The sequence below is a fragment of the Methylomarinovum caldicuralii genome (genome assembly GCF_033126985.1).
Classification (GTDB): Bacteria; Pseudomonadota; Gammaproteobacteria; order Methylococcales; family Methylothermaceae; genus Methylohalobius; species Methylohalobius caldicuralii.
In genome coordinates, this window is record NZ_AP024714.1 from 2,172,631 (window position 1) to 2,186,101 (window position 13,471).

The following is a 13,471-nucleotide window of genomic DNA, read 5'->3' on the forward strand; positions in this document are numbered from 1 at the left end:
GACCATGACCGACACTGACGTTCACTTCACCCTCGCCCGCCAGACGCTGCTCGAGCCGGCCGGCCTGGATCTGCCCCATCTGGAAAAGGTGATGGGGATCCTGCTGTCCTCGCCGGTGGACCTGGCCGACATCTATCTGCAGTTCGCCCGCTCCGAATCCTGGGTGCTGGAGGACGGCATCGTCAAGGAAGGGCATCACAGCATCGACCGGGGCTTTGGCATCCGCGCCGTCTGCGGCGACAAGACCGGCTTCGCCTACAGCGACGTCATCGCCCTCGATGCCCTGGAGGAAGCCGCCCGCAACGCCCGCGCCATCGCCCGCTTTCCGGCCGACGCCCGCCAGGCGCTCGCCGCCGCCGGCGGGCCGCAGAACCTGTATCCGGCGGTCGATCCCCTCCACTCCCTCACCGCCGAGGACAAGATCGCCCTGCTCCAGCGTCTCGACGGCCTGGCGCGGCGCAGCGACCCGCGGGTGGACCAGGTCGTCGTCAGCCTGGCCGGCACCTACGAGGTGGTCCTCATCGCCACTCAGGAAGGCACCTTCCACGCCGACGTGCGCCCGCTGGTACGCCTGGGGGTCAACGTGATCCTGGAACAGAACGGCCGCCGGGAACAGGGTTCGGCCGGCGGCGGCGGCCGCACCGATTACCGCTATTTCCTTGAGGCGGGACGGGCCGAAGGCTACGTGGCCGAAGCCGTCCGCCAGGCCCAGGTCAACCTGGAGGCCGTCGAGGCCCCCGCGGGCACCATGACGGTGGTCCTCGGCCACGGCTGGCCCGGCGTCCTGCTGCACGAGGCGGTCGGCCACGGTCTCGAGGGGGACTTCAACCGCAAAGGCACCTCGGCCTTCAGCGGCCGCGTCGGGGAACGGGTGGCCTCCCCCCTCTGCACCGTGGTGGACGACGGCACCCTGCCGGGGCGGCGCGGTTCCCTCAACCTCGACGACGAGGGCACCCCGACCCGGCACACCGTGCTGATCGAAAAGGGCATGCTCAAAGGCTATCTCCAGGACCGCCTCAACGCCCGCCTGATGGGAACGGCGCCCACCGGCAACGGCCGCCGCGAGTCCTATGCCTACACCCCACTGCCGCGCATGACCAACACCTACATGCTGGCAGGGGAACATTCTCCCGAGGAGATCATCGCCTCGGTGAAACACGGCCTCTACGCCAAGAACTTCGGCGGCGGTCAGGTGGACATCACCTCGGGCAAGTTCGTGTTCTCCGCCTCCGAGGCCTATCTGATCGAAAACGGCAAACTGACCCGCCCGGTCAAGGGGGCGACCCTGATCGGCAACGGTCCCGACGTCCTCACCCGGGTCACGATGGTGGGTGACGATCTCGAATTGGATCCCGGCGTCGGCACCTGCGGCAAGGACGGCCAGAGCGTGCCGGTGGGCGTGGGCCAGCCGACCCTGCGGGTGGACGGTCTCACCGTCGGCGGCACCCAACCGAATCCAGGAGCCTGAAAGATCATGGAAACATTGGAAGCACAACTGGCACCCCTGCAGGACACCGTCGCCCAGGTTCTGGAACTGGCCCGCCGTCTGGGCGCCAGCGGCGCCGAAGCCGGGGCGGGCCTGAGCCAGGGGCTGGCGGTCAGCGCCCGCATGGGCGAGGTGGAAACGGTGGAACACCACCGCGACCAAAGCCTGGGGGTAACGGTTTACTTCGGCCAGCGCAAGGGCTCGGCCGCCACCTCGGATCTCAGCCCGGACTCGCTGCGGGAAACCGTCGAGGCCGCCTGCGCCATCGCCCGCCACGCCAGCGAGGACCCTTACGCCGGCCTGCCCGACCCGGAATGGCTCGCCCGCGACATTCCCGACCTGGATCTGGACCATCCTTGGCCCATTACCGCCGACGAGGCCATCGAACTGACCGTCGCCTGTGAACGGGTGGCGCTGGAAAGCCACGCGGAGATCGTCAATTCCGAGGGCGCCAGCCTGCACACCCATCGGGGCATCCGGGTGCTCGGCAACACCCTGGGATTCCTGCACGGCTATCCGGCCTCCCGCCACAGCCTCAGCTGCGCCGTGGTGGGCAAGCGCGGTGAGCAGATGCAGCGCGATTACTGGTACACGGTCGCCCGCGATCCGGCCGATCTGGAAAGCCCTGAGGCGGTGGGCCGCCAAGCCGCCGAGCGCACCGTCGCCCGCCTCGGCGCCCGTCCCCTGTCCACCCGCCAATGCCCGGTCGTCTACGCCGCCGAGGTCGCCACCGGTCTGGTCGGCCACTTCCTGGCCGCCATCCGCGGCGGCAACCTCTACCGCAAGGCTTCGTTCCTGGTGGACAGCCTGGGAAAACCGGTATTTCCGGACTTCGTCCACATCCACGAGGCACCCCACATTCCCAAAGGCATCGGCAGCGCGCCCTACGACAACGAAGGCGTGGCGACCTACGCCCACGACCTGATCCGCGAAGGCGTGGTGGCTTCCTACATCCTCGACAGTTATTCGGCCCGCAAACTGGGTCTGAGGAGCACCGGCAACGCCGGCGGGGTGCACAACGTCAGCGTCGATTCAGGCTCCCTGGACCGCAGCGCACTGCTGCGCGAGATGGGCACCGGCCTATTGGTCACCGAACTGATGGGCCACGGGATCAATCTGGTCACCGGCGACTATTCCCGGGGGGCGGCCGGCTTCTGGGTGGAGAACGGGGAAATCCAATACCCGGTGGAGGAAATCACCATCGCCGGCAACCTCCGGGACATGTTCCGCCAGATCGAAGCCATCGGCTGCGATGTGGACCGGCGCGGAAACATCCGCACCGGCTCCATCTGGCTGAAGCAAATGACCGTCGCCGGTTCATAGCACCAGCAGCACGAGGGTGCCCAGGTAGGTTTCTACCGCGTAGGCACAGGCCAGGCCGAATCCGAACGAAGGTGCCCGTGCCAGCACCTGGCGGAAGATGTGCCCCAGCACTACGATGCCCCAGGCGACGAACACCCAGCTGGCATAAAAGGCGATGACCAGCTGCAGATCCTCGGCCACCCGCAGCCACACGAGCACCGGGAGCGCCGCCAGCCCGATCCACCCCATCGCCCCCATGATCAGGGTGGCGGTGGGCAGAAACGCCTCCCGGCGACCGTTGAGCCCCAGGACCGCGACCACGAAGACCAGGCTCAGTGCCAGTTCACTGACGGCGGCGACGAAGGCTTCCGCCGGTTCTCCGATCAGCAGAATCTGGATGAGCCAGAAGACTCCGAAATAGAACACCGCGTTGCGATTGAAGTCCTCCATGGTCACCGACCAGTGGGCAGGCAGCCTACGCAAAAAACACTGGGACAAAACCAGTCTGGTATGGTGCAGATTGAATCGCAGCATAGTGATCTCCCTGAATCATTATTTTCGTTCACCTGCTGCAACGGCCGCCCGTGACGATGTTTGAGACGGTAAAATCGCTTCTGTGACCGCCGTCGCACCCGTTATCGCTGGAGTGAGCGGCCGGTCACATTTCCCTGCCTGCCCCCTGGAAGAATAGATCAATCTCAGCTTTCGCGATCGCACACCCCATGCGGCGGGTGCGTCAATGAGGTCAGCCTTCTGCCGGTATCGGCGTCCTTTTCATCGCTGTCGTCAGCTGCCCCGATCCTGTGGCAACCCCGGATCGACGGCAGACCGGGTTAAAAAAGAAGGGGCGCGCCGTTGGCGCCCCTTCGCAATGGCGGTTTGAAGACCGCTCAGCTGACCTTGGGGTCCAGCTCGCCGGATTCGTAGCGCTTGTACATCGCTTCCAGGGAGATCGGCTTGATCTTGGAAGCCTGGCCAGCACAGCCGAAGGCCTCGTAACGGGCCTTGCAGATGTCCTTCATGGCCGCGGTGGCGACCTTGAAGATCTTGCGCGGGTCGAACTCCTTGGGATTTTCCGCCAGGAACTTGCGCATCGCCCCGGTGGAGGCCATGCGCAGGTCGGTGTCGATGTTGACCTTGCGTACCCCGTACTTGATGCCCTCGACGATTTCTTCCACCGGCACCCCGTAGGTCTGGCCCATGTCGCCGCCGTACTGGTTGATGATCTCGAGCCACTCCTGGGGCACCGAGGAGGAGCCGTGCATCACCAGGTGGGTATCCGGGATGCGGGCGTGGATCTCCTTGATGCGGTCGATGGCGAGAATGTCGCCTGTGGGCGGTTTGGAGAACTTGTAGGCGCCGTGGCTGGTGCCGATGGCGATGGCCAAGGCGTCCACCTTGGTCTTCTTGACGAAGTCGGCCGCCTGGTCCGGGTCGGTCAGCAGCATTTCCTTGGTCAGCTTGCCTTCGGCGCCGACACCGTCTTCCTTGCCGGCCTGCATGGTTTCCAGGGAGCCCAGACAGCCCAGCTCGCCTTCCACCGACACGCCGCAGGCATGGGCCATCTCGGTCACCTTGGAAGTGACCTCGACGTTGTACTCATAGCTGGCCGGCGTCTTGGCATCGGGCATCAGGGAGCCGTCCATCATCACCGAGGTGAAGCCGGACTGGATCGAACGGGCGCACACCCCGGGATCGGCCCCGTGGTCCTGATGCAGCACAATGGGAATGTCCGGCCACTGCTCCACCGCCGCCAGGATCAGGTGACGCAGGAACGGCTCACCGGCGTACTTGCGAGCCCCGGCGGATGCCTGCATGATCACCGGGCTGTCCACCTCGGCGGCCGCCTCCATGATGGCGTGGACCTGTTCCATGTTGTTGACGTTGAACGCCGGCACGCCGTAACCGTTTTCGGCGGCGTGATCGAGTAGTTGTCTCAGGGTAATGAGTGCCATGCAAAAAGCCTCTTGCTATTGGTAAAGAAAAGCGCCTTTGGCCACCCGACGGGCGACCAAAGGCAGGTTGAAGTCGAAGATCAGTTGATGCGCGGATCCAGCTCGCCGGATGCGTAGCGCTTGTACATCTCTTCCAGGGAGATCGGCTTGATCTTGGAAGCCTGGCCGGCGCAGCCGAAGGCCTCGTAACGGGCCTTGCAGATGTCCTTCATGGCCGCGGTGGCCGCGGCGAAGATCTTGCGCGGGTCGAACTGTTTCGGGTTCTCGGCCAGGAACTTGCGCATCGCCCCGGTGGAGGCCAGGCGCAGGTCGGTGTCGATGTTGACCTTGCGCACCCCGTGCTTGATGCCCTCGACGATTTCCTCCACCGGCACCCCGTAAGGCGTACCGATGTCGCCGCCGTACTGGTTGATGATCTCGACCCACTCCTGGGGTACCGAAGAGGAACCGTGCATCACCAGGTGGGTGTCGGGGATGCGGGCGTGGATCTCCTTGATGCGGTCGATAGCGAGGATCTCCCCTGTGGGCGGCTTGGTGAACTTGTAGGCGCCGTGGCTGGTGCCGATGGCCACCGCCAGCGCGTCCACCTTGGTCTTCTTGACGAAGTCGGCGGCCTGCTCCGGATCGGTCAGCAGCTTTTCCTTGTCGATGGCCTCACCCTTGTCGGTGACGCCCTTCTCCAGCGATCCCAGGCAGCCCAGCTCCCCTTCCACCGACACGCCGCAGGCGTGGGCCATCTCGGTCACCTTGGAAGTGACCTCGACGTTGTACTCGTAGGTGGAGGGGGTCTTCATGTCCGGCATCAGGGAGCCATCCATCATCACCGAGGTGAAGCCGGACTGGATCGAACGGGCGCACACCCCGGGATCGGCCCCGTGGTCCTGATGCAGCACGATGGGAATGTCCGGCCACTGCTCCACCGCCGCCTGCACCAGGTGGCGGATAAAGTAGGCACCGGCGTATTTGCGGGCGCCGGCGGATACCTGGAGAATCACCGGGCTGTCCACCTCGGCGGCCGCTTCCATGATGGCGTGGACCTGCTCCATGTTGTTGATGTTGAAGGATGGCACGCCGTAACCGTTTTCGGCGGCATGATCCAGCAATTGTCTCAGCGTGATGAGTGCCATGACAGTCTCCTCCTGTTCGGATTAGGAAAGCACTTCCCGGACCGCATTGGCCACGTTGTCCACGGTGAAGCCGAATTCCTTCATCAGCACCCCGCCGGGCGCCGACTCGCCAAAGCGGTCGAGACCGACCACCTTACCATTGAGACCGACGTATTTGTACCAGCCGTCGGTGGCACCGGCCTCCACCGCCACCCGCGCGGTGACATCGGAGGGCAGCACCGACTCCTTGTACTCGGCGCTCTGGGCCTCGAAGACGTCCTCACAGGGCATGGAAACCACGCGCACCTTCTTGCCCTCGTCCGCCAGCACCTTGGCGGCCTCGTCAGCCAGATGCACCTCGGAACCGGTGGCGATGATGATGGCATCGGGTTTGCCGTCGCAATCGCGCAGCACGTAGGCGCCCTTGGCGATGTTCTCGATCTGCTCCGGCGTCCGCTCCAGATGCGGCAGTCCCTGACGGGACAGCGCCAGCGCCGAGGGAGTCGCAGTCTGGTTCACGGCCTCGCGCCAGGCGACGGCGGTTTCCACCGCATCGGCCGGACGCCACAGGTGCAGATTCGGGATCATGCGCAGGGAACCATGATGCTCGACCGGCTGATGGGTCGGACCGTCCTCGCCAAGACCGATGGAGTCGTGGGTCAGGACGTAGATCACCGGCAGCTTCATCAGCGCCGACATGCGGATCCCGTTGCGGCAATAGTCGGAGAACACGTGGAAGGTGCCGCCAAAGGGACGGAAGCCACCGTGCAGATAGACACCGTTCATGATCGCCGCCATGCCGAACTCGCGCACGCCGTAATGGACGTAGTTGCCATCCTCGTGGCTGTTGCCGGGCATGTTGAGATCCTTGCAGCCTTTCCAGTTGGTCAGGTTGGATCCGGTCAGGTCGGCGCTGCCGCCGAAGAATTCCGGCAGGTGCGGCGCATAGGCGTTGAGGGTGTTCTGGGACGCCTTGCGGGTCGCCACGGTTTCGGCCTTTTCATTGACTTCCCTGATGTAATCCTCGGCGATCGAGGGCCAGTCCGCCGGCAGCCGGCCTTCCAGGCGGCGCTGCAGTTCGTCGGCCAGATCGGGCAGATCGGCCCGATAGGCGGCGAGCTTGTCCTGCCATTCCTTTTCCCAGGCCGCGCCCTTTTCGCGGGCATCCCAGGCGTCGTAGATTTCCTTCGGAATCTCGAAGGGCGGATAGGGCCAGCCGAGGAATTCACGGGCCAGGGCGATTTCGTCCTCACCCAGCGGAGCGCCGTGGCATTCTTCCTTACCCTGCTTGTTGGGCGAACCGTAGCCGATGATGGTTTTGCAGCAGATCAGGCTCGGCTTGTCGGTGACGTTGCGGGCCTCGTCGATGGCGGCCTTGATGGCATCCGGATTGTGACCGTCGACGCCGCGGATCACGTGCCAGCCGTAGGCTTCGAAACGCTTGGCGGTATCGTCGGTGAACCAGCCTTCCACTTCCCCGTCGATGGAGATGCCGTTGTCGTCCCAGAAGGCCACCAGCTTGCCCAGCTTGAAGGTGCCGGCCAGGGCGCAGGCTTCGTGGGACACCCCTTCCATCATGCAGCCGTCGCCCAGGAACACATAGGTGTAATGGTCGATGATGTTATGGCCGTCGCGGTTGAACTGGGCGCCCAGCACTTTCTCGGCCAGGGCCATGCCGACGGCGTTGGCGATCCCCTGCCCCAGAGGACCGGTGGTGGTCTCCACCCCCGGCGTGTAGCCGTATTCCGGGTGGCCCGGGGTCTTGGAGTGCAGCTGGCGGAAATTCTTTAGCTCCTCGATGGGCAGATCATAGCCGGTCAGATGCAGCAGGGCATAGATCAGCATCGAACCGTGACCGTTGGACAGCACGAAACGGTCGCGGTTGGCCCATTTGGGATTGTTGGGGTTATGGCGCATGTAGTCGTTCCACAGCACCTCGGCGATGTCCGCCATCCCCATGGGGGCGCCGGGATGGCCGGATTTGGCCTTTTGGACCGCATCCATGGCCAGGACACGAATGGCGTTTGCGAGTTCTCGGCGTGAAGGCATGGTTGTCTCTCCCAAGTTATCGTTTGACTGTTGTTCTTGAAACCGCTTGGAACCGAATCTTAAAACGGCTGGCGTATCGGCGCAATTTCAGGATTGCTGTTGGGCATCCCACTCCCGGTGATAGGCTTCGATGGTCTCGATGTCTTTCCGGGCGCCGATGAACAGCGGAACCCGCTGATGGATGTGAGTCGGCTGCAGCGTCAGGACGCGCTCGCGTCCGGTGGAAACGATCCCGCCGGCCTGCTCGATGATAAAGCCGATGGGATTGGCCTCGTACATCAGGCGCAGGCGCCCGGCCTGTCCCTGTTTCTTGAGCTTTTCGTCCAGCGGATAGGTCCAAAAACCGCCGCGCTGAAGGATGCGGTAGGCTTCGGCGACGAAGGAGGCAATCCAACGCATGTTGTAATCACGCCCCAGGGGGCCTTCCTTGCCTTGCAGGCACTCCTCGATGTAACGCCGCACCGGCGGCTCCCAGAAGCGCCAGTTGGACATGTTGATGGCGAACTCCCTGGCCTCCTCGGCGATGCGGATGTCGGAATGGGTCAGGAAGAATTCCCCCACCCCCTGATCCAGGGTGAAGCCGTAGGCGCCGTCGCCGGTGGTCAGCACCAGGGTGACCGATGGGCCGTAGACACAGAAACCGGAAGCCACCTGCTCGGTTCCCGGCTGCAGGAAGTGCTCCTCGGCGGGCTCGTCCACACCTTCGGGGCAGCGCAGGATCGAGAAGATGGTGCCGATGCACATGTTGATGTTGATGTTCGAGGAACCGTCCAGCGGGTCGAAGCAGACCAGATACTTGCCCCGGTTGGCCTTGGGGACGACGATGATGTCTTCGTTCTCCTCCGAGGCCATCGCCGCCACGTGGCCGCTGCGGCTGAGAATGGCGATCATGATGTCGTTGGAGAGCACGTCCAGCTTCTGCTGCACCTCTCCCTGGACGTTCTCCTCGCCCACCTGGCCCAGATTGCCCACCAGCGCGCCGTAGCGCACCTCGCGGGCGATGGCCTTGCAGGCGCGGGCGATGTCGCTGATCAGCAGCGTCAGCTCGCCGGTGGCGCCGGCCACCTTGCGCTGCTGTTGAATCAGAAATTCGGTTAAGGAAACCCCTTGACCTTGCATAGCATCCTCCTCTTCGTTGTGGGCGGCTTCAGGCCGCCGTCGTCAAAGCCAGGGCATCCCTGACCTTGACGATCTTCAGGGTATTGGTCCCGCCGCTCACACCGGTCAGATCCCCCTTGGTGATGAGCACCCGGTCCTCCTCGGTCACCGCCCGGTAGTACAGCAGCTCCTCCAGCGCGGCCTTGTTCTGCACCGCGTGCTCGGTGGTGTCGCACCGGAACAGAATGGGATAGACACCGCGGTACAGCCTCACCTTGCGGCAGGTCTTCAGATGCCGGGTCAGGGCGTAGATCGGAATCCCCGAGCGGATGCGCGACATCCACAGCGGCGTCGCCCCGCTTTCGGTCAGGGCGGCGATGGCACGGACCGGGAAATGGTTGGCCACGTACATGGAGGCCATGGCGATGGCCTCGTCGGTACGCTTGAACTGGCGGTCCATGCGGTGAGAAGAGCGCCGCACCCGCGGACTTTTCTCCGCCTCGACGCACACCCGGTGCATGGCCTTGACCGCCTCCACCGGATACTTGCCGGAAGCGGTTTCCGCCGACAGCATCACCGCGTCGGTGCCGTCGAACACCGCGTTGGCGACGTCGAGCACCTCGGCGCGGGTCGGCAGGGGGCTTTCAATCATGGACTCCATCATCTGGGTGGCGGTGATCACCACCCGGTCCATGTCGCGGGCCTTGGAGATCAGGTCCTTCTGCACCTGGGGCAGACGGGCGTCGCCGATTTCCACCCCCAGATCGCCGCGGGCCACCATGATGACGTCCGAAGCCTCGATGATCTCCTCCATCACCCCGGGCTGGACCGCCTCGGCGCGTTCGATCTTGGCGACGATGCCCGCCTCGCCGCCGGCCTCGCGCAGCAGGCGCCGCGCCAGGTGGATGTCGGCGGCGCTGCGGGGGAAGGAAACGGCCAGGTAATCGGCCTCGATTTCCACCGCGGTGCGGATGTCCTCCTTGTCCTTTTCGGTCAGCGCCGGGGCCGACAGCCCCCCACCCTGTTTGTTGATGCCCTTGTTGTCCGACAGGGCGCCGCCTACCACGACGATGCATTCGACGCGGTTGCCGACGATCTTGTCGACCTTGAGCACCACCCGCCCATCGTCGAGCAGCAGCACGTCTCCGGGCCGGACGTCCCTGGGCAGATCGCGATAGACCAGCCCGACCTGGGTTTCGTCCCCCTGATCCAGGGGATAGTCGGCGTCGAGGGCGAAACGGGCCCCTTCCTCGAGAAAGACCTTGCCATCCTTGAAACGGCCGATGCGGATCTTGGGCCCCTGAAGATCGGCGAGGATACCGACGTAATGCCGATTGCTCTCGGAGATTTCCCGTACCAGCCGGGCCCGCCGGCGATGGTCGTCGGCGGTGCCGTGGGAGAAGTTGAGGCGGAAGACATCGACCCCGGCATCGATCAGCCGCTCCAGCACTTCCGGGCTGTCGCTGGCTGGCCCCAGGGTGGCGACGATCTTGGTGCGTCTCGGCACGTAGATTTCAGCCATGGATCAGCGGGCCTCCATCATGGCCTTGGCGGTGTCGAGCATGCGGTTGGAGAAGCCCCACTCGTTGTCGTACCAGGACAGCACCTTCACCAGAGTGCCGTCGATGACCTTGGTCAGGGTGGACTCGTAGATGGAGGAATGGGGATTGTGGTTGAAGTCCATCGACACCAGCGGCTCGTCGTTGTAGGCCAGGATGCCCTTGAGCTCGCCTTCCGACGCTTCCTTGAGGATACTGTCGATCTCCTCCTTGGTGGTGGCGCGGGCGGCCTGGAAGGTCAGATCCACCAGGGAGACGTTGATGGTGGGCACGCGCACGGCGAAACCGTCGAGCTTGCCGGCCAGCGCCGGCAGCACCAGGCCGACGGCGGTGGCGGCGCCGGTCTTGGTGGGGATCATGTTGTGGGCGGCGGCACGGGCTCGGCGCAGATCCTTGTGAAAGACGTCGATCAGACGCTGGTCATTGGTGTAGGAGTGGATGGTGGTCATCAGCCCGTTGACGACGCCGAGCTTATCGTTGAGGGGCTTGACCAGCGGCGCCAGACAGTTTGTGGTGCAGGAGGCGTTGGAGACCACGGTGTCGGAAGCCTTGAGCACGGTATGATTGACCCCGTAGACCACGGTGGCGTCCACATCCTTGCCGCCGGGGGCGGAGATCAGCACCTTCTTGGCACCCCCCTGCAGGTGGGCCGAAGCCTTTTCCTTGGAAGTGAACAGGCCGGTGCATTCCATCACCACGTCCACCCCCATCTCGCCCCAGGGCAGTTTGGCGGGATCACGCTCGGCCAGGACCCGAATCTTGTGGCCGTTGACCACCAGGTAATCGCCGTCCACGGCCACCTCGAAGGGAAAGTGGCCGTGGACGGTGTCGTGACGGGTCAGGTGGGCGTTGGTCTGGGCATCCCCCAGGTCGTTGATAGCAACGATCTCAAATTCGTCGGTGCGTCCGGATTCGAACAGGGCCCGCAGCACATTGCGGCCGATCCGGCCATAACCGTTGATTGCAACTTTGATGCTCATAAGGATCACGTCCCCCAGGTTGAGTTGAATATCAAGCAACTGAAACGATTAAAAATTCTTGGATTCAGGTACGGCTCGGCATCGTTGCACTATACCAAATCAGTCCAGACGGCGTCCACCGGCCGGCAAACCATCGGGTTTTTAATATTACCGTAACAAATTGCCCTCACAATTCTGCATCCCTCTCGAGCTCTACGAGAACTTCTGGAAACTTCCAAGTAGCAGGAGAATCACATGACCACGAAGCCACTCCATCGTGCCATTTCACTCGCTTTGCTTGCCGGCGCTTTCGTCTCGACAGAGGCGCTGGCGGCCAACGCCAGTTACGATCCCGCCACCCAAACGGTGACCATCAGCGCTGTCGACGTACCCCGAACAACGGACGGCGTCGTCAAGACGTTCAGCGCCACCCTGAAGCTGGTGCCGGGTACCGATCCGATCGAGCTGGAACTGACCGGCGCCCAAACCATCACCACGCCGGAAGGCATCCGTTCCGGTTTCGACGCCACCACCGGCGAAGCCTTCATCCCCTCGGTAACCGTGGGCAGCAACGAATACGCCGCCACCCTGAAGTTGATTCCGGGCAGCATTCCCTTGCGCTTCCAGGTCATCCGCCTGCATCCGACCCAATTCACCCAATGTCCCGATTTCGCCCAACCGCTCGACCAAGGCGCCTGCCTGCTGCAAGGTGAAATCAATCAGGATGTCACCCTGACTAACGAGATTACATGGCTCCTCTCCGGCGGCGTGTTCGTCGGCGGCGACAACACGAACAGCGCCACCCTCACCATTGAGCCCGGTACCCGCATCGAAGGCCAGCAAGCCGCCGATTTCCTCTATATCCGCCGCGGATCCAAAATCCACGCCGTCGGCACGCCGTCGCAGCCGATCATCATGACCGGGCCGCTGGAACAGACGCCCGGCGAATGGGGCGGCCTGGTGCTGGCCGGCAACGCCCCGGTCAACGGCTGCAACCCCGGTGTCGATCCCTGCGTCCAGTTCAATGAAGCACTGAGCAGCGAACCCTACGGCGGCAGCGATCCGAAAGACAGCAGCGGGATCATCAAATACCTGCAGATCCGTTACGCCGGCTACCCCGTCCGTCCCGACCAGGAACTCAACGGCCTGACCCTGACCGGCGTGGGATCCGGCACCGTGCTGGACTTCATCGAGGTCTTCGAAGCCGCCGACGACGGCATCGAACACTTCGGCGGCACCGACAACATCCGCCATGTCGTGCTGGTGAACGTCCACGACGACAGCGTCGACTGGGGTTGGGGCTGGCGCGGCAGCGCTCAGTTCGTGGTGATCAAACAGACCAACGACTCCGACCGCTGCATCGAAGCCGACAACAACGAGAACAACTTCGACAGCACCCCCCGGGCGCAACCGGTCATCGCCAACATGACCTGCATCGGCAATCCTAACGGCAGCCAGGCAGTGATGCTGCGCCGCGGCACCGGCGCCAACATCGTCGATTCGGTGTTCGTGGACACCCCGGTCTGTCTCAAGATCGACGACAAGGAAACCTATGACAACGCCGGCACTCCGGACAACCTGACCGGCAAGCTGACCATCGAATACAGCTACGTCAACTGCCCCACCAACTTCAAGGACGGCAAAGGCGCCACCTTCTCAGTCGCCGACTGGTTCCGCGCCCAGCCCGGCAACGTGGAAGCCGATCCGCTGCTGGACGGCTATCTCCCGGGCGCCGGTTCGCCGCTCCTTACCGGTGGCGCAGGCGACAGCTTCACGATTACGGTGCCGGGCAATGACAGCACCATTCTCGGCACCACCTATATCGGCGCCGTCCAGGATGCCGAGCACGACTGGACCAAATACTGGACCACGTGGGAATAAGCAGGCTCCAACCTTTCTTCCAACCGCAGGAAGCATCTAGGCGCAAGGGATTGCGCCTCCTTTTTTAGTGAATGAC

At 63.8% G+C, this 13,471-nt stretch carries 10 protein-coding genes; 3 read left to right on the plus strand and 7 right to left on the minus strand.

The window, feature by feature from the left end:
- Nucleotides 1–4: 4 nt before the first annotated feature.
- Together tldD and pmbA are read left to right on the plus strand one after the other, a co-directional pair.
- Nucleotides 5–1,468: a metalloprotease TldD gene (tldD, locus tag MCIT9_RS11080; RefSeq protein WP_317704942.1), complete on the plus strand. Its 1,464-nt coding sequence runs from the start codon at nucleotides 5–7 to the stop codon at nucleotides 1,466–1,468.
- Nucleotides 1,469–1,474: 6 nt separating this feature from the next.
- Nucleotides 1,475–2,809, plus strand: coding sequence for a metalloprotease PmbA (gene pmbA, locus MCIT9_RS11085; protein WP_317704943.1), 1,335 nt, complete (start codon nucleotides 1,475–1,477; stop codon nucleotides 2,807–2,809).
- Here pmbA and MCIT9_RS11090 read toward each other — a convergent pair.
- From MCIT9_RS11090 to gap, 7 genes are all read right to left on the minus strand, one after another.
- Nucleotides 2,804–3,271 (minus strand): hypothetical protein, encoded by a 468-nt coding sequence (locus MCIT9_RS11090; protein WP_317704944.1) that lies wholly within the window; start codon nucleotides 3,269–3,271, stop codon nucleotides 2,804–2,806. The genes pmbA and MCIT9_RS11090 overlap by 6 nt on opposite strands.
- Nucleotides 3,272–3,678: 407 nt before the next feature.
- Nucleotides 3,679–4,743 carry a class II fructose-bisphosphate aldolase gene (fba, locus tag MCIT9_RS11095; protein ID WP_317704945.1) on the minus strand — a complete coding sequence of 355 codons (1,065 nt, stop codon included), beginning with the start codon at nucleotides 4,741–4,743 and terminating at the stop codon, nucleotides 3,679–3,681.
- Nucleotides 4,744–4,823: 80 nt separating this feature from the next.
- Complete coding sequence (gene fba / locus MCIT9_RS11100; RefSeq protein WP_317704946.1) at nucleotides 4,824–5,870, minus strand: class II fructose-bisphosphate aldolase; 1,047 nt, start codon at nucleotides 5,868–5,870, stop codon at nucleotides 4,824–4,826.
- Nucleotides 5,871–5,891: 21 nt separating this feature from the next.
- Entirely contained in the window at nucleotides 5,892–7,898 is a 2,007-nt protein-coding gene (gene tkt / locus MCIT9_RS11105) for a transketolase (RefSeq protein WP_317704947.1), read from the minus strand.
- An 87-nt stretch (nucleotides 7,899–7,985) separates the two neighbouring features.
- Nucleotides 7,986–9,017, minus strand: a complete 1,032-nt coding sequence (locus MCIT9_RS11110; protein WP_317704948.1) for a class 1 fructose-bisphosphatase — start codon at nucleotides 9,015–9,017, stop codon at nucleotides 7,986–7,988.
- A 28-nt stretch (nucleotides 9,018–9,045) separates the two neighbouring features.
- The gene (pyk, locus tag MCIT9_RS11115) at nucleotides 9,046–10,518 is read right to left on the minus strand and encodes a pyruvate kinase (RefSeq protein ID WP_317704949.1); all 1,473 of its coding nucleotides are present in this window, start codon (nucleotides 10,516–10,518) and stop codon (nucleotides 9,046–9,048) included.
- 3 nt (nucleotides 10,519–10,521) lie between these two features.
- Nucleotides 10,522–11,535: a type I glyceraldehyde-3-phosphate dehydrogenase gene (gap, locus tag MCIT9_RS11120; RefSeq protein ID WP_317704950.1), complete on the minus strand. Its 1,014-nt coding sequence runs from the start codon at nucleotides 11,533–11,535 to the stop codon at nucleotides 10,522–10,524.
- Between the two features lie 234 nt (nucleotides 11,536–11,769).
- On the opposite strand from gap, the gene MCIT9_RS11125 reads away from it, so the two are divergent.
- Nucleotides 11,770–13,395 (plus strand): hypothetical protein, encoded by a 1,626-nt coding sequence (locus MCIT9_RS11125; protein WP_317704951.1) that lies wholly within the window; start codon nucleotides 11,770–11,772, stop codon nucleotides 13,393–13,395.
- Nucleotides 13,396–13,471: the final 76 nt, after the last annotated feature.